The following is a 15379-nucleotide window of genomic DNA, read 5'->3' as shown; positions in this document are numbered from 1 at the left end:
TCAAGTATGGTGACTGCTAGTGCGATCGAATCAGTTCCTGTTACCGTTCTCACGGGTTATCTCGGCGCAGGCAAAACTACGCTACTGAACCGGATTTTAACACAGGAACACGGCAAAAAAGTTGCAGTCATCGTCAACGAATTCGGCGAAGTAGGCATCGACAACCAACTGATAATAGATGCCGACGAAGAAATTTTCGAGATGAACAACGGCTGCATTTGCTGTACAGTCAGAGGCGATTTAATTCGGATTATCGGCAACTTAATGAAGCGGCGAGACAAATTCGACCACATAGTCATCGAAACCACAGGTTTAGCCGACCCCGCACCCGTAATTCAAACATTTTTTGTAGACGAAGATATGCGGGACAAATTACTGCTAGATGCAGTTGTCACCGTAGTCGATGCCAAGCATATCTGGCAGCACTGGGACGCAGACGAAGCTCAAGAACAAATTGCCTTCGCGGATGTAGTTTTGCTCAACAAAACTGATTTAGTGACAGAGGAAGAATTGGCAGAATTAGAAAAGCGAATTCGCGCCATGAATGCAATGGCAAAAATTCACCGCACCCGCAACGCTGAATTACAAATGGATGCTTTGTTGGGCGTCAAAGCATTTGATTTGAACCGGGCATTAGAAATCGAACCCGACTTTTTGGGCGAACACACTCACGAACACGACGAAACAGTTTCTTCCGTAGCAATAGTAGAATCCGGTGCTATTGATGGCAACAAATTCAGCGATTGGATTGAGGAATTGTTGCGAACTCAAGGGCCGAATATCTTTCGGACAAAAGGCATTTTGAATGTCGCCGGAGACAACAAGCGATTTGTTTTTCAAGGAGTACATATGGTGTTCGATGGCCGGGCGGATAGACCTTGGAAAGCTACCGAAACTCCGAAAAATGAACTCGTATTCATCGGTCGCAACTTAAATGAAAATCAATTGCGAGAGGATTTTTGTAAATGTCTGGTTTAACTGACATATTGAAGCATTTTTAATAAGCATTTTAGGAACAGGCAAGATGCCTGTTCCACAAAAAGAAAATTCATCTTTTGTGAAACGGAACAGGCAAGATGCCTGTTCCACAAGCAGAAAATTCATCTTTTGTGGAACGGGCATCTTGCCCGTTCTTAAGAATATTGCAACATCTCAGATTCAATAAATATGGGTAACAAAAAGACAAATAAAAGTGAACTAACCCTGCAATTTCACGCTAAAGAAATGCTGTCTGACTATGTAACTTCTGTTACTTGGTCGCCGGACGGTACAACTTTAGGAGTCTGTTCCGCTGCGGGCGAAGTGATGCTGGCGGCAGTAGGGGCAGTTAATGAATTGTCCTTGCAACCGCTACAAACTGCCACGGGTAAATCAGCCGATTGCTTGTCTTTTTCCCGCGACAGTCAATTCCTAGCTGCTGGCGGACAAGATGGAAAAGTGCGAATTTGGCGCGTTAACTCTGGGGAATTAATTGCTGCTTTGGATAACCAGCGCGTCTGGGTTGATAAGTTAGCTTGGAGTCCCAACTGCAATCAGTTAGCTTTCAGTATGGGTCGCTGCGTTCAAGTCTGGAATGCTGAGGATAATGTTGTTGAAGTAACGCTGAATTTCGACTCATCATCTATCTTAGATTTAGCATGGCATCCTATGGTTCAATATCTGGCAGTTAGCGGCTATCAAGGCGTCAAAGTTTGGCATGGCGAAGACTGGGACGAAGACCCGGAAATTTTATCAGTACCTTCTGCAACCGGCGCAATTGCTTGGTCGCCACAAGGGGAATATTTAGCTTGTGGCAATATGGACAATACTCTCATTGTTAATGAATGGGGCAATTTTGAACCGTGGGTAATGCAGGGTTTTCCGGGGAAAGTTCGGGAGTTAGCTTGGTCGGATAAAACTAATTCTTTGGGTGCACCTTTGTTAGCTGCTGCGAGTTCTCAAGGCATTTCTGTCTGGGAAAGAGACGCTGATGAAAGAGTCGGTTGGGAAGGTTGGGGGTTAGAGGTGCATGAAAAAGTGGTAAATGCGATCGCCTTTCAACCTACCACATTTTTATTAGCTTCCGCATCCGCAGACGGTCAAGTTTGTTTGTGGTACGAAGCAGAACAATTGCTGCAAATTCTAGAAGGTGCAGAGGGCGGTTTTTCCTGTCTCGAATGGCATCCCGAAGGCCAGTTTCTGGTCGCTGGCGGCTGTCGAGGCGAATTTCTGGTTTGGTCATAAATCTATGGGCGGTAAAGGCTTCGGGCGGCGCTAAGTTCGCATAGGCATCCATTTGACCAAAACATAAAAATTGAAAACTTTAGGACTTACCCACGGGTGCCGAGAAACCTGGTTTTTCGAGCGTCTACTTCGTTGCAGACTGCATCGAGTAAAAAACCCGGTTTCTGAGCGTCGAATTGCGTCCTGGACTGAACTTGCTCTTTACAAAATCCTAGATTACTATATAGCAATCCTAAATGATTCAGATAAATTTGTAGGGGTAGTGCCTTTCTTTGCCTACCCCCTATCTATCGGGGAACCGGGCGTGGGATTGCCCCTACAATAATTATGCAAATGATTTAGGATTGCTATAAGTAGGGCGTTAAATTACTTTTTGCGTAAGTAAGCGTAAAAAATGCACAACAGATAGAGCCTGTGCATCCAGGAGTTTTATCCTCTCTTTCTTGTTAAAATCCCTTGACTGGGACTGAACAGCAAAGCTACTAAAAATAACCCAAAAACAACTAATACAATTGCCGCACCAGAGGGCATATTCAAATAATAGCTGAGATACATACCAGTCACGCTAGCGGTAATTCCAATAGTAGCTCCCAATCCCATCATTAAATGCAGCTCTTTTACCAACAAATACGCCGTAATTCCCGGCCCGATTAACAGCGAAATTACTAACAGCGCTCCCACAGTTTGCAAACTCGCAACAATCGTCAGCGTAATCGCCGAAATCATCCCGAAATAAATCCAGTTTACAGGTAAACCGGACGCTTGCGCCCCCAGCGGGTCAAAAGTATAGAATAGCAGTTCTTTGTAAAGGAGTTTAACCGCCACCAAAATTATCAAAGTTATGACAAAAGTCTGCTGCACGTCAGCAGGTGCAACTGACAAGATATTCCCAAACAGAAAACCGTCTAGGTCTAATTTGGTTGCCCGCAACAGGCTAATCAAGGTGACGCTAATTGCTAAAAATGTAGATAAAATTAATGCCATAACGGCATCTATTTTGAGGCGCGATTGCGATTGAATCCACGCCATAATTACCGCGCTGATAATTCCCGATATAAACGCGCCGATCGAAATATTGAAACCTAAAGAAAAAGCTACTGGCAATCCTGCTAATACTGAATGGGCAATCATGTCAACCATCATTCCCATTTGCTGTACAATTAAATAAGATCCAACAACGGCGCAGAGAATTCCTAGCAAAATGCCGACGGCGATCGCATTTCGCATAAACTCGAATTTTAGCGGCTCAATTAGTAGGTTTAACATTGAATTAGGTCAATAATAGGATTTTTTCCACTACAATCAACTGCACAGGCGGGACGCCCGTGCCACCATCAACTGCACAGGCGGGAGGCCCTTGCCACCATTCACTGCACAGGCGGGACGCCCGTACCACCATTCACTGCACAGGCGGGACGCCCGTGCCACAATCAATTTTAAAGATAAATCTTTTTTTGCTTACGCTGAAACTAAACTTAAATCGTATCCATAAGCTTTTTGAATATTGGCTGCGGTGAGAACTTCTCGGCAGGAACCTGTTGCAATTAACTGCTTATTTAGCAATAATAAATTGTCGTACTGTTTTAAAGTTTCGCCTAAGTCGTGGCTGACGACTAGCAATGTTTTATTTTCTGATTTGAGTTCGGCAAAAATATCGAAAATAATCTCTTCTGTTGCTTTGTCGATCGCGTTAAAAGGTTCGTCGAAGAAGAATAAATCGGCTTGTTGGGCGATCGACCTTGCTAAGAAAATCCGCTGTTGCTGTCCGCCAGACAGTTCGCCAATTTGCCGATCGCGCAAATCCCACATTCCCACCCGCAGCAAAGCAGCTTTCACCAATTCTTGCGACTGCTTCGAGGGACTGCGAAACCAACCAGTCTGGACAGTTCGCGCCATCATCACCGCATTCCACACCGTAATCGGATAATCCCAGTCAATTTGCGATCGCTGCGGCACGTAAGCCACCCGCGACAACTGTTCCTTCAGCAGCCGCCCCTGATATTTCACCAAACCGCGACAGGCCGGGATCAATCCCAGCATCGCTTTCACCATCGTGCTTTTCCCCGCGCCGTTGGGGCCGAACACACCGGTTAATTGCCCGGATTCTAAATGGAAATTCACGCTGCTGAGGGCCGAAATTCCTCGATAATTGACAGCTAAGTCTTGCACTTCCAGCATAATTCAAGCTTTTGAGAACGATTCTTGTTCGTACCTACTAGAATAGGATAACTCGAAAAAGCAATAACGATTATCGTTCCAAAGGTAAAAATGTTAAAGAAGTTGCCTGGAAAAACCCGCAGATTTTGCGGTGCGGCTGTTTTGGCAATTGGCTGCGGAGTGGTTGGGTGCAGTGGAGGACAGAACGCAACCACTCCGGCGCCAGAGAGTCCCGCCGCCAACTTGCCAAAAGTCGTCGCCACGACTGGCGTTATCTGCGACCTAACTAAACAAATTGCTCAAAGTTCGATCGACACCACCTGTCTCATCAAGCCCGGAGACGACCCCCACGCCTACCAAACCAAGCCGGAAGACCGCAAAGCGATTGAAACAGCAAATCTGATTTTATACGGCGGCTACAACCACGAACCCAGCATCATTAAGTTGATTCAATCTAGCAGTAATTCTGCACCCAAAATCGCCGTACACGAACTCGCTGTTCCCAAACCGCTGATGGGCAAACACGAGCACGAACACGGCGAAGAGAAAGCGGAAAACGAACCCCACGCCGAAGGCGAAAAAGTCCCTGACCCTCACGTTTGGCATAACCCTCAAAATGGCATCCGTATGGTAGAAACAATTCGGGATGAATTGATCGAAGTTTCCCCCGCCAATGCTCAACTTTATACCAAAAATGCAGCAAGCTTAACAGATGAGTTGCAAAAAATAGATACTTGGATCAAAGCTCAAATTGCGACTATTCCCGCCCAAAAACGCAAATTAGTCACAACTCACGATGCTCTGAGTTACTATGCCGATGCTTACGGTTTGGGAATTGCTGGGGCTTTGCAGGGTGTGACGACAGAGGAACAGCCCACAGCAGCTAGAATTGCCGAATTATCCTCAGAAATTAAGACCGCAGGAGTTCCGACAATTTTTGCCGAAACTACAACTAATCCGAAGTTGATGGAGACTGTAGCGAGGGAGGCAAATGTCAAAATTTCGGACAAGGAACTTTACAGCGACGAGTTGGGCGGCCCCGGCACCGGTGCTGATACATATCAGGGGATGCTGAAAACTAATACTTGCGCGATTGCTTCTGGCCTCGGCGGTAATTGTACTGCATTTGCAGGAGAAGCAACACCAAGTCCCAAACCATAGACTTCGTAGGGTGCAGCAAGCACCTTACATTTGCTGGGTACGCAGCAAAACGCAGCGCTCGCAATCGCAGGGGTTTTCGACGGCAAACGCTGCGTTTGCTTCGATGGCTTTAGGGTGAATTTTCCCCATCGGTGCTGGGGGGTTTTTGCCCAATTCCCAATTGCTTCTTAGAGGATTTTAAGTCTTTCCAAAGCGCTTTAATATCTTTATAGGCTTTCTCAGCGCTAATTTTTCCCCCAGTTTCGAGCGAGCAAATATAAGTTATTTTCTGAGCAAATTCCTGCAAGTTGGCATTAAAGGCCAAGTTTTCTGGCGTGAAATCACCGTAGTAGCGATTGCGAGGATGTAAAAAATCTTCCCGCTCTTTCATTGCCCCCTCCTAATTTAACTTTTGGTATTCAACTTGTGGTTCGGTCTCTGCTGTTAATAGCACTATTTGTAGTCAGTATAGCGACCCTAACAGGCTTATATTGTATTGCGTAAGTAGCAATTGTGCTTTTTCGCTCTCTACTGAGTCTATTAATGCAGTCTTAACCTTAAATTAGCTTTATTTTAACTTTTCTTTAACCTAAAAGCAAAAAAAAAGGGAAATGCGCTGTTCGCATCTCCCTTTAGATATATTTTGCAGTTGATTAACCTTTTTTGAAGCCGAATATTTATTTGTGGCACTCGCAGCCGCTGTGGCCGCAGCCGCTGCCGTTGGGGTGGCCCTCAGCGCAAGCACTGGAACAGTATTGTTTGCCGTCTTTTTCAATGGCTTCGCTGAGGCTGACAACGCACGAGCATGAAGGACAGGCACATTTTGTTTGGGTGGCGGTAGTCATTTTAGATTCTCCTGGTGGGGTTATTTGTCTATACCAATACCTGAACATATATTCATGTATTAGTCAAGGGAATGTAAAAGTTTTGTTACAAAAGGTTTGCCGATCGCACTAAAATGAAAATGAGAATTAAAACAAGCCTGGAAAAGATGTCACCCAACTCTGCTGTTAACGGAGCGATAAGTCAGCTTCACGAACAAAACGATACACCAACGTGCGATCCCTCGCACCTAGTTGACTGTTCGCGGGCCGCCGGCGACATCCAAACACAAGTTCTCAACACCGCAAAAGCGCAGCGGATGGCTGAGTTTTTCAGTCTTTTGGGAGATGCGAATCGCCTGCGGCTGCTGTCGGTTTTGGCAAAACAAGAACTGTGCGTGTGCGACTTGGCTGCAGCGTTGAGTATGAGCGAGTCAGCAGTATCGCACCAGTTGCGGGCATTGCGGGCGATGCGGTTGGTAAGTTACCGCAAGGTTGGGAGACAAGTTTTTTATAGTTTACTCGATCGCCACGTTTTTGAACTTTACCAAGCAGTCGCCGAACACTTAGACGAAGCCTAATATTATTCTCCTTCGATGGTGTGGCCTGTAGCGACAACAGCTTGTTTAATTGACTCTTCAGAAGCTTTGGCTTCAACTGTAACAGTCTTAGCTGCTACATCCACCTTGACAGAAGCATCGGATTCAACAGTTTGGATAGCTTTGGTAATTGTATCACCGCAGCCAGAACAGACGATCGACGGAACTTTAAGTAGGAGTGCCATAATAAAAGCCAAATATTGTAGATGACAGTATTGATTGTGCTTTTATTTTAATCTAATTTCCTTTGATATTTGAGATTTTTCATCCAATTCTTTAATCTCATACCATTTTTTCAAAGCAACGGGCGCCGGAGGAAACGGCATTGCCGTGTCCCTACAAATATCCCGTCCTCTGGTTAGGGAAACGGCATTGCCGTGTCCGGTGCCGGAGGACACAGCAGTGCCGTTTCCCTACCAATATCACCTTACATTTAGAACCTTTGACTGTAAATTTGTATCTGGCACGCACCGCCCAACGGCGGCGGCTACAGGGCGCAAACTAACAACTAAATCAACCATATCCGCTAAAGAAAGAGCTTGCCGCGCGTCAGAAACCGATTTTTCCGGTTGCGGGTGACACTCAACAATTAATCCGTCAGCACCGCAAGCAACCGCTGCTTTGGCTAGTGGTGCGACTAATTCTCGCTTGCCGACTGCGTGAGAAGGGTCTACAATTACTGGCAAATGAGTTAACTGTTTCAGCGCTGCGACTGCACCCAAATCTAACACGTTTCGCGTGTAATTATCGAAGCTGCGGATGCCTCTTTCGCACAAAACTACATCAGGATTTCCGTGACTGAGAATGTATTCGGCGGCCATCACAAATTCTTCAATTGTGGCTGACAAACCGCGTTTTAGCAGGACGGGTTTTCCGGCTTGACCGATCGCTTTTAGTAACTCGAAGTTTTGCATATTCCGACTGCCTACTTGCAGCATATCAGCATAGGTGACAACTGGCTCGATTTGGGCGATCGACATTACCTCTGTCACCACCGGCAAACCGTAACGCCGGCTGACATCGGCTAAAATTTCGAGTCCCTCAATTCCCATCCCTTGGAAAGCATAGGGAGAAGTGCGGGGTTTGTAGACTCCCCCCCGCAAAGCTTGCACTGATGCTGCGGAGAGTTTGCTGGCGACTGTTTCCATTTGTTCGGAACTTTCCACGGTACAGGGGCCGCCGATGATTAATAATTCTGTGCCGCCGACAGAGACTGTGTTTGAGAGTTGAACAATTGTTTGGTGTTCGGGATGAGATTTGGTTACGAGTTTGGCTTCTAACATGAGGGTATTTTCCAGGAAAATAAAGTGGGTGGTTGACAACAAAAAACCCGGAACTTTTAAGAGTTCCGGGTTGGTGCGAAAAGACAGCGCGACAATTTACCCAGAACTCCTGTGGGGCCAAAAATAAAAGCCGTAATACCAGTTACTGAATAATGTCATCGCTGTTTTCGCTTGTACTCGATTGGTTGTTGGGAAAAGAACTTGAAAAAACAAAACCGCAGGTGTTAATCTGCGGTTCGCCCGGATGTTCACAGTGAATTATAAATTCACTCCGGGCGAACTTGGCTGTACCAAAAATAAAAATAGCTGTTGGCTGTGAACATAGGTGAAGTGCTGCGATTTGTGGATTAAACACAATACTATTCGACAAGCTAGCACAGGGAGACTGGGATGTCAAGCTATTTTTAGAAAAAGATTTGCAGGGCGGGTTTCACCAACAATAATCGTCAATAATCCACAATCTCGTAAACCCGCCCCCACCCAACGGTAAATCGACCTCGTTTTCCGAGGAAATCAAGGTTCGTGTAGGTTATTGGTGGGGTGGGGGCGGGTTTATTTAGATTGTTTGTATTTGTTAGATATTGTTGGTAAAACCCGCCCCTACAATTCCCGAAATGATTAATCCCAGCCGAAATCTCGATCGCACAATTCGGCTAGTCTTTGGTTGTGCGATCGATAATATACTCTTAATTGCTCGTATACGGTCTCGCTGACTGGGGGATATTGATTCGAGTTGTACTTTTCGTAGGTTTCTAGTTGGTGGGGCGGCAAGTCTAAAAATTCTAACACGCTATTGTATGTGCCGCAGGGATTGGTGTACAAGTCTTCGCTTTTGAGGATTAAAAGTTGGGATTTGGGGAATAGCTGCATCCAGGCTGGGAGTTGATCGGCGTAAATGCCGCGGGTTAGATAACTGTGGTGTTGGTGTTCGTAACTGTAGTAAGTTGGGCTGGCTAGGAGTTTTTCAATTTCGCCTTTGAGTCTTTCTGGTTCGCTGGCGATCGCACTTTCTAGGGACAGCGATTCGTATCCGATTTTTATATAGTAATGATAGTGGGAAATTGCGCGTTCGACAGGGTTTCTCAGCAAAGCGATGATTTTAACTTTGGGACATAAATCGTGGATTCGCTGGGGGACGCGGGGATGAAAAATATAGTATGGGCTGGCTTCTCCTGTTAGCTGGTATTCGCCGCTTTCCGGCTGGGGAAATTGCGAATAATACCAGTCGGCGCTTTGGTCAAAGTTGAGGTCGAAATAATGGATTTCTTTTTGGGTGGCGGCGGCGATTTCGGGATGTTGGATCAGGTAATTGTACAAGGATGTTGTGCCGCCTTTTTGGACGCCGATGATGATGAAATCGGGGGGGTTTGGAGTTTGTTTCATGGTTTGTGATAATACAGCATATTCCAGGTTTATGGAGTGTAGGGACACGGCAGTGCCGTGTCCCTAGGGGAATCGAACGATAGGCGGGTGTACTTCATAAACGTAGAATCTGCTGTATATGGATATCGGTGTCAATTTAAGCGTCGTGTCGATCGATCTAGCTTAGAGTCGAGATTAAATAGCCCAAATCGAAGTAAGTCCCCAGGGTTGTTGTTTTTTGGCAGTGATGTCAACTTAACATCAAATGTAGTAGCGGTCTGCTGTTTTAATCCAAAATCATCTAGCTCCCCCCAGCGCCCTCCTCGCGGGCAGGGCTGTTTCATTCTAGCAAAATCATCAACCGCCAAAACCAATCACGGAGCCATCTTCGGCCTTCCGTTACCCATCGAAAGCTCACAACTCGGAAAAGATTCACAGCAATAGTAGCTGAGAGAATTGAAAAGTTAATCACAGGCCCAAATTAAGGTAAGGGAAATTTATATTCTTAGGAGTTACGCATGGGGCCCAGCAACCGGGTTTTTTTACGAAAAAACTTCGTTCGCAGGAAGTAAATTACAGCATATTCCAGGTTTATGAATCACAGTAGCAGCTATATTGTGTGGTATCTGTTATGTAGGGGGCGTCGCTGCTCAATGGTTCAATCAAACTTGCAGATTGCAGATTGTTGATGGCGAGGCGGCGCACCTTACTTAATACAATATCGTGTGTACCAAATATAGATGAAATATACTGTAAGAGTTGATTTTTGACAATGCAGAGCCTCCCCGTAAATACTTTGTTTGTCAGACCTGAAGTCCTTAGTGTAACTGTTTAAGATAAAATCTCAAATGGTATGAATATCGGTAAAATAAATCTTATATGGATGTCTTTGTCTCTGCACTAGAATAAAATCCTTGAGTTTTTTTAGAGATTCGATGAGAAGGTGCGTATTATTAATTATTCAAATATGGGCGATGGCTATCTAATCTGCTTCAGGGCGATCGCTTTTTATTTTCCCGATTTAGTATTAGAATCAAACAGCCCTGTTTCTTAAGGGGCGCTGGGGGGATAAGCGAACCTAATCGTCAAACAGCAGACCGATCCTAAGTTTGAGCTGGTTGTGGACGCTCGTTAAATGTGAGATACTGCTACACTGACTGCAAACAGTAAATGCAGGCTGCGCACGGAAGACGGAGATACAGATAGCTGCTGTTTAAACGGGATCGCAGCGGATTTCGATGATAAATCCGTCGGGATCGTAAAAGTAAATGCCGCGTCCTGTAGCGCGAGTGACGGGGCCGCTGTCGATCGCAATTTGATTTGACTTTAGCACTTCCAGAGCGCGATCGAACAAAGCCGGATCGATATCGAAGGCTAAGTGGTTGGCGCGGGTAAAAGCTTTCTCCGGGTCTGGGTTTGGCGGTTCCAAGTCCGGCTGCCAAAACAAGTCAATAACAGTGCCGTCTGGAGTGACAAAATTAGCGACTTTACCGGCGGCTACCATTTCTGTTAAAGTTGCGGGAATTTCTGCACCTGTTAGTTCGTGCAGGCCGAGAATTGTACCGTAGAAGTGGCGGGAAGCTTTCATGTCGCGCACGTTTAAAGCAATATGGTGAACGCGACGCAAATTCCCAGGCGCGAGGGTAATTTTGACTGTGGTTTGGGTTGTTTGCATGATTGTCAATTGCGAATATTAAAATTGAATGCTTTTAGATTTATTCCGATCGTTCCCTGGAAAATAAACGTTTTAAGTTGCTAGTGAAAACTTTTATTATGGTCGTGCGATCGCACATAATATCAAGTATTCAGTCGTGGACGCATCGGGGCAGGTGAAATCGGTTTTTTTAGCTTGGGTGCGGTCTACAACCCGTCTTTTCGTGAAACAACCCGGTTTCTCAACAATCCCACATAATATCAAGTATTGTTATTTTTCTTTAGGGAACGATGCCATGCCTACAAATAGCATTGCCAGACCGCCTGCAAGAATTGCGAAAGCAAGTACACCTACAACTAAATCTAATCCCGATGTATTTTCCATTAAATTAAACCCTTCTCCCCTTAAATAAAATCATCGGTAGTTGTTCATGGTTGAGTGCTGGCAAACAATGAATGGGAAAGAGAAGAAAAAAATAATATTTCAACTTCTCAAAAAAAAGCCTATTAAGTTCTTCTCTCTTTCCTAAACATCCATCCGTTAAATCGGTTAAATTCCGTACACTGCTTAGTTGCCGAACTTCTTATTTTGCCAATTCTCGATCGATAGCAGCGATCAGTTCGGGCGAATCCGGACCAACACTGCTGCGGAACCTACCAACCACTTCACCCTGTTTGCTAACTAAGAATTTCTCAAAATTCCAGGAAACCTCACCCTTGGGATCGGCTGCACTCGTAAGCTTAGCGTACAGCGGGTGCTGCTGACTGCCTTTGGCGTGTAGTTTGTCAAATAATTCAAAGGTGACGCCGTATTTTGTAGTACAGAAATTGACGATTTCTGAATTACTTCCGGGTTCTTGAGCTCCGAAATCGTTGCAGGGAAATCCTAAAACACGAAGTCCAGCAGCGCTGTACTTCTTGCTCAATTCTTCGAGTCCTTTATATTGCGGTGTATACCCACATTGGGAAGCTACGTTAACTATCAAGAGTACCTTGCCAGCGTACTCTCCTAGCTGCTTGTCTTCGCCTGCGATCGTTTTTACTTTAATGTCGGAGATTGTGCTGGGCATTTTCAAATACTTTTAAATTTGACCACCACAATTTTACCGCAATTGGGTACAATCTTGTCTAGATGCCGATCGCCGATCCGTAGGGTACGCACTCCACACCTTACCCCTTGCTATTATTACCTCTGCCTTCTGCCTTCTGCCTTCTGCCTTCTGCTATAGCTAAAATCTACAGGGAAAAGGAGGAATATTTTAACTCTCTGAGTGGTGTTCCGCCATCCATTTTTGGTAAGTATCCTCAAGTTGCTTGTCTTCCAGAACGAGTTCTAGGCGGACTTTAACGCAACCGTGGCGGGGTTGAGAGGCGATCGAATTTAAGATTTTGCTAGCTTTCTGCACAGAGGTAAATTCCGCCTTAACTGTCGGTTCCTGGCGATCGTTCTTAACCTCCGTCAAATCTATACCGGTGATGTTTCCCTCGCCCAAATCTATTTCTGCCAACACCTTCGGATCTTCACCGACTTGTTCGACAATCAGCTTTTCCCGCTGGATCGGCACTTGTACCATCCGAGTTTCAATTTCTTTGCGCACGATGACTTCGCCGACTTTGCGCTTGCTGCGGTTGATCACCAATCTTTCTTCTAGCAGGCGAATTACTTCTCGATCGACAATATCCAACTCTTCCTCATTTGTCTCCAAATTTTCATCTGTGAGATCGGCATCTGTTAGATTTGACATAACTGTTGAGGGATTCGTTAACTCGCTGTTACTAAATTCACTATGCGGTTCCGAAGCATTTTCTAAAGACTGACTGCCCGCATTTGCTGAAACTCCTGGCAGCATATCGACTTGTTCGGAATTAATACTTACAAACAGCGCTTTTTGGTGATAATCTACTTTTTTTAGCAGCTTGATACTTAGTAAAAAAATGCGGGTATTTTCACTGCCTAGCCCTGCAACCACAAAGTTTAACTGACCGTTATCATCAAAATAGACATCTTTAACTTTACCTACCAATTGACCTTGGTTGTCTTTGACAGTAAAACTTTTTAGCTTGGTTCTAACTTTTTCTGGCACCCGGTTGAGACGGGTAATAGATTTGGCAGTTGCTATCTTTTCTGCTGATGCTTGAACGTTCATTTTTAAACTTGCCTGCTGAATGATTTTTATTATGAAGTGGTAAGGAAAAATGGGTCAAGGCGGGGAAAGTGCATAAACTTTGCCAAAGCCAGACAAGTTTTGTACCCCACCCGCCCCGTCACATAGGAATTGCGCGATGCCACAAATCAAACCTGCGCGGTGACAGAATTATGTCATTAATGCGCAATTCCTATGCAATACCTGTTGCGGTTGCGTTAGATATCTTTATTATCTACAACCGCAGTTCCATCGCTCTTAACGTCTAATTCTTCACGGCGCAAAGTTTCTTCGCCCTCAACCGTGCTGCGAACAACTTCTTTTCTGACGTTGACTTCTTCGCGCACGAAAGCTTCTTTGTGAATGTCTGCCGTTTCTTCGTAGACTTCCATGCGTGCAACTTCCCCTGATTGGAAGTCAGCGTCACCTACTGAAACTACTCGACCCGCTTCTACCGGCGTTACTCGCTCGATTACGACTCGTTCTTTTTCAATGGGTACTGAAGCTCGCGCTGTTTCAGTTTCCACGCGCTTGCCAACTGCTACTTCGCCTGTTTTTGCGCGGTGTTTGTTGGCAATCAAGCGTTCTTCATAAAGCTTGAGATTTTGGTGCTGCTGTTCGTTGGTGTCGTAGAGGGGGCGATCGATATCGTAGCTGTAGCTGCTGCGATCGTAGCTAGCAGGAGTTGCAGTGGTTGCGGCTGCTGTTCCTTGATTGCGGTAAACGCCTCTTACCTGTTCTTCGCGATCGTAATCTACTGCTTCTAATTCATTGTAAGCCGGCAATTGTTCTGCTTGAGCTTTGCTGCGAAGGCCTGTTGCGTACACGCGACGGGCTCCGTAGTCGAAGCGGGCCGAGCCGATTGGCAACAATACTTTTTTGCCAAAAATCCAAATACCGGTATCAATTACCAGATAGCGGAAACGACCAGTGTCATCGACCAAAGCATCATAAACAGTGCCTACTTTTTCATCAGAGTCGCCGGCATAAACATCAAATCCCTTGATGTCGTCTCCAGCAAAGATTTCTTCCTGATAGTTAGGATAAAATTCTGCTAATCTTTGAAGTGCCATGTGTTTTTTCCTCTTCGCTCTACTTAAATTAATAGTAGAAATTAATTCGTTGACTTCCCTCTCCCTAAAGTCGGAAGTGTATAATTTAGGGCGTTTAATACTATAGGAATACTAAGGCATCTCTTCTTCTGTGCTAGCGCGCTCAGCTATTTTAAAGATTGTAAAACTCTACAATCGTCAATCTTATAACAAGTATTAAAAGTCAAAACAAACCGTAGGGACACGGCATTGCCGTATCCTACTACCCGCGCCGGACACGGCATTGCCGTATCCTAGTCCCCGCGCCGGACACGGCATTGCCGTATCCTAGTCCCCGCGCCGGACACGGCATTGCCGTGTCCCTACTGTTAATAATTGTTAACTAGATAGTTACAAATAAACATTACATAGTTATATACAAAAATCGAAGCCCCTCATCTTGCGGGAGAGGGGCTTCGGGAAAGTTAGAAATTTTAATTTCAGAGTTGATTTAGTTGAGTTCTGATAGTTTCTATCCGGCTGCGATTAACTCCTAAATCCGACTCTCCCAGACGCGAAGCCGATCGCACGTGGATGACTTTTGCTGCATCATCTGCCAAAAATTCAACGTCATCAACAAACCCCATCAAAGCACTGGTGAACTCCGCATAGAGGTAGTTATCAGTTGCAGTGATAATTTTAGTTTTTCCATAGGACTCGATCGCCTCTTTGAGCTTTGCCATCGCTTCACTCTGGGACGAAGTGTATGCCAAAGGCTCAATTTTGTGTTCGGCATCTTGACTGAAGCTGCTGACGCAGTTGGGGGAACTCGGGCACGCTGCGAGTTTTCCTGACACAATACCGATATTAGCAGGTCTTTTTCCAGCAAACATTGTTTTTTCTCCGGGTATAGCGATAAAAGTAGCGATCGACAGTAGCGCTACTGCTAGCAATGACATTAAAAGA

17 protein-coding genes are annotated in these 15379 nt (G+C 45.4%); 4 read left to right on the top strand and 13 right to left on the bottom strand.

Features of this window, described 5'->3' with window-relative positions; translation table 11 throughout:
- Positions 1-6 precede the first annotated feature (6 nt).
- Together QUA99_RS15720 and QUA99_RS15715 are read left to right on the top strand one after the other, a co-directional pair.
- Complete coding sequence (locus QUA99_RS15720; protein WP_333238263.1) at positions 7-978, top strand: GTP-binding protein; 972 nt, start codon at positions 7-9, stop codon at positions 976-978.
- A gap of 189 nt (positions 979-1167) precedes the next feature.
- Complete coding sequence (locus QUA99_RS15715; RefSeq protein ID WP_333238261.1) at positions 1168-2223, top strand: WD40 repeat domain-containing protein; 1056 nt, start codon at positions 1168-1170, stop codon at positions 2221-2223.
- 429 nt (positions 2224-2652) lie between these two features.
- Here the strand turns inward: QUA99_RS15715 and QUA99_RS15710 are convergent, their stop codons facing one another.
- Both QUA99_RS15710 and QUA99_RS15705 read right to left on the bottom strand, forming a co-directional pair.
- Positions 2653-3489 carry a metal ABC transporter permease gene (locus QUA99_RS15710; RefSeq protein ID WP_333238259.1) on the bottom strand — a complete coding sequence of 279 codons (837 nt, stop codon included), beginning with the start codon at positions 3487-3489 and terminating at the stop codon, positions 2653-2655.
- A 192-nt stretch (positions 3490-3681) separates the two neighbouring features.
- Positions 3682-4401, bottom strand: coding sequence for a metal ABC transporter ATP-binding protein (locus tag QUA99_RS15705; RefSeq protein WP_333238257.1), 720 nt, complete (start codon positions 4399-4401; stop codon positions 3682-3684).
- 90 nt (positions 4402-4491) lie between these two features.
- Between QUA99_RS15705 and QUA99_RS15700 the strand changes: the two genes are divergently transcribed.
- On the top strand, positions 4492-5541 hold the full coding sequence (locus QUA99_RS15700) for a metal ABC transporter solute-binding protein, Zn/Mn family (protein WP_333238255.1): 1050 nt from the start codon (positions 4492-4494) through the stop codon (positions 5539-5541).
- Positions 5542-5650: 109 nt separating this feature from the next.
- Here QUA99_RS15700 and QUA99_RS15695 read toward each other — a convergent pair whose 3' ends face one another.
- Both QUA99_RS15695 and QUA99_RS15690 read right to left on the bottom strand, forming a co-directional pair.
- The gene (locus QUA99_RS15695; RefSeq protein WP_333238252.1) at positions 5651-5911 is read right to left on the bottom strand and encodes a DUF7219 family protein; all 261 of its coding nucleotides are present in this window, start codon (positions 5909-5911) and stop codon (positions 5651-5653) included.
- 286 nt (positions 5912-6197) lie between these two features.
- Positions 6198-6365 carry a metallothionein gene (locus tag QUA99_RS15690; protein ID WP_333238250.1) on the bottom strand — a complete coding sequence of 56 codons (168 nt, stop codon included), beginning with the start codon at positions 6363-6365 and terminating at the stop codon, positions 6198-6200.
- Between the two features lie 146 nt (positions 6366-6511).
- Between QUA99_RS15690 and QUA99_RS15685 the strand changes: the two genes are divergently transcribed.
- Positions 6512-6922, top strand: a complete 411-nt coding sequence (locus QUA99_RS15685) for a metalloregulator ArsR/SmtB family transcription factor (protein WP_333238313.1) — start codon at positions 6512-6514, stop codon at positions 6920-6922.
- Positions 6923-6924: 2 nt separating this feature from the next.
- Here the strand turns inward: QUA99_RS15685 and QUA99_RS15680 are convergent, their stop codons facing one another.
- The 9 genes from QUA99_RS15680 to QUA99_RS15640 all read right to left on the bottom strand — a co-directional run bounded on the left by QUA99_RS15680 (position 6925) and on the right by QUA99_RS15640 (position 15372).
- Positions 6925-7125, bottom strand: a complete 201-nt coding sequence (locus tag QUA99_RS15680) for a heavy-metal-associated domain-containing protein (protein ID WP_333238247.1) — start codon at positions 7123-7125, stop codon at positions 6925-6927.
- A 42-nt stretch (positions 7126-7167) separates the two neighbouring features.
- Positions 7168-7338 carry a hypothetical protein gene (locus QUA99_RS15675; protein WP_333343403.1) on the bottom strand — a complete coding sequence of 57 codons (171 nt, stop codon included), beginning with the start codon at positions 7336-7338 and terminating at the stop codon, positions 7168-7170.
- A gap of 24 nt (positions 7339-7362) precedes the next feature.
- Complete coding sequence (gene aroF / locus QUA99_RS15670) at positions 7363-8223, bottom strand: 3-deoxy-7-phosphoheptulonate synthase (protein WP_333238245.1); 861 nt, start codon at positions 8221-8223, stop codon at positions 7363-7365.
- Between the two features lie 618 nt (positions 8224-8841).
- Entirely contained in the window at positions 8842-9606 is a 765-nt protein-coding gene (locus tag QUA99_RS15665) for a sulfotransferase domain-containing protein (protein WP_333238243.1), read from the bottom strand.
- Positions 9607-10798: 1192 nt separating this feature from the next.
- On the bottom strand, positions 10799-11260 hold the full coding sequence (locus QUA99_RS15660; RefSeq protein ID WP_333238241.1) for a VOC family protein: 462 nt from the start codon (positions 11258-11260) through the stop codon (positions 10799-10801).
- Positions 11261-11822: 562 nt separating this feature from the next.
- Entirely contained in the window at positions 11823-12308 is a 486-nt protein-coding gene (locus QUA99_RS15655; RefSeq protein ID WP_333238239.1) for a glutathione peroxidase, read from the bottom strand.
- Positions 12309-12497: 189 nt separating this feature from the next.
- A complete protein-coding gene (locus QUA99_RS15650) occupies positions 12498-13385 on the bottom strand; it encodes a DUF2382 domain-containing protein (protein ID WP_333238237.1) in 888 nt (295 codons plus the stop codon).
- A 215-nt stretch (positions 13386-13600) separates the two neighbouring features.
- Positions 13601-14455: a DUF2382 domain-containing protein gene (locus QUA99_RS15645; protein ID WP_333238235.1), complete on the bottom strand. Its 855-nt coding sequence runs from the start codon at positions 14453-14455 to the stop codon at positions 13601-13603.
- Positions 14456-14913: 458 nt separating this feature from the next.
- A complete protein-coding gene (locus tag QUA99_RS15640) occupies positions 14914-15372 on the bottom strand; it encodes a DUF1499 domain-containing protein (RefSeq protein WP_333238233.1) in 459 nt (152 codons plus the stop codon).
- Positions 15373-15379 lie beyond the last annotated feature (7 nt).

The sequence above is a fragment of the Microcoleus sp. F10-B2 genome, from assembly GCF_036704965.1.
Lineage (GTDB): Bacteria > Cyanobacteriota > Cyanobacteriia > Cyanobacteriales > Microcoleaceae > Microcoleus.
Note: the sequence above shows the minus strand (reverse complement) of the source record. Positions and strands in the feature narration are given on the sequence as shown.

What these genes read in the sequence shown, in the direction of transcription:
- QUA99_RS15720 (WP_333238263.1), top strand. Translation starts at nt 7, where the DNA reads ATGGTGACTGCTAGTGCGATCGAATCAGTTCCTGTTACCGTTCTCACG.
- QUA99_RS15715 (WP_333238261.1), top strand. Translation starts at nt 1,168, where the DNA reads ATGGGTAACAAAAAGACAAATAAAAGTGAACTAACCCTGCAATTTCAC.
- QUA99_RS15710 (WP_333238259.1), bottom strand. Translation starts at nt 3,489, where the DNA reads ATGTTAAACCTACTAATTGAGCCGCTAAAATTCGAGTTTATGCGAAAT.
- QUA99_RS15705 (WP_333238257.1), bottom strand. Translation starts at nt 4,401, where the DNA reads ATGCTGGAAGTGCAAGACTTAGCTGTCAATTATCGAGGAATTTCGGCC.
- QUA99_RS15700 (WP_333238255.1), top strand. Translation starts at nt 4,492, where the DNA reads ATGTTAAAGAAGTTGCCTGGAAAAACCCGCAGATTTTGCGGTGCGGCT.
- QUA99_RS15695 (WP_333238252.1), bottom strand. Translation starts at nt 5,911, where the DNA reads ATGAAAGAGCGGGAAGATTTTTTACATCCTCGCAATCGCTACTACGGT.
- QUA99_RS15690 (WP_333238250.1), bottom strand. Translation starts at nt 6,365, where the DNA reads ATGACTACCGCCACCCAAACAAAATGTGCCTGTCCTTCATGCTCGTGC.
- QUA99_RS15685 (WP_333238313.1), top strand. Translation starts at nt 6,512, where the DNA reads ATGTCACCCAACTCTGCTGTTAACGGAGCGATAAGTCAGCTTCACGAA.
- QUA99_RS15680 (WP_333238247.1), bottom strand. Translation starts at nt 7,125, where the DNA reads ATGGCACTCCTACTTAAAGTTCCGTCGATCGTCTGTTCTGGCTGCGGT.
- aroF (WP_333238245.1), bottom strand. Translation starts at nt 8,223, where the DNA reads ATGTTAGAAGCCAAACTCGTAACCAAATCTCATCCCGAACACCAAACA.
- QUA99_RS15665 (WP_333238243.1), bottom strand. Translation starts at nt 9,606, where the DNA reads ATGAAACAAACTCCAAACCCCCCCGATTTCATCATCATCGGCGTCCAA.
- QUA99_RS15660 (WP_333238241.1), bottom strand. Translation starts at nt 11,260, where the DNA reads ATGCAAACAACCCAAACCACAGTCAAAATTACCCTCGCGCCTGGGAAT.
- QUA99_RS15655 (WP_333238239.1), bottom strand. Translation starts at nt 12,308, where the DNA reads ATGCCCAGCACAATCTCCGACATTAAAGTAAAAACGATCGCAGGCGAA.
- QUA99_RS15650 (WP_333238237.1), bottom strand. Translation starts at nt 13,385, where the DNA reads ATGAACGTTCAAGCATCAGCAGAAAAGATAGCAACTGCCAAATCTATT.
- QUA99_RS15645 (WP_333238235.1), bottom strand. Translation starts at nt 14,455, where the DNA reads ATGGCACTTCAAAGATTAGCAGAATTTTATCCTAACTATCAGGAAGAA.
- QUA99_RS15640 (WP_333238233.1), bottom strand. Translation starts at nt 15,372, where the DNA reads ATGTCATTGCTAGCAGTAGCGCTACTGTCGATCGCTACTTTTATCGCT.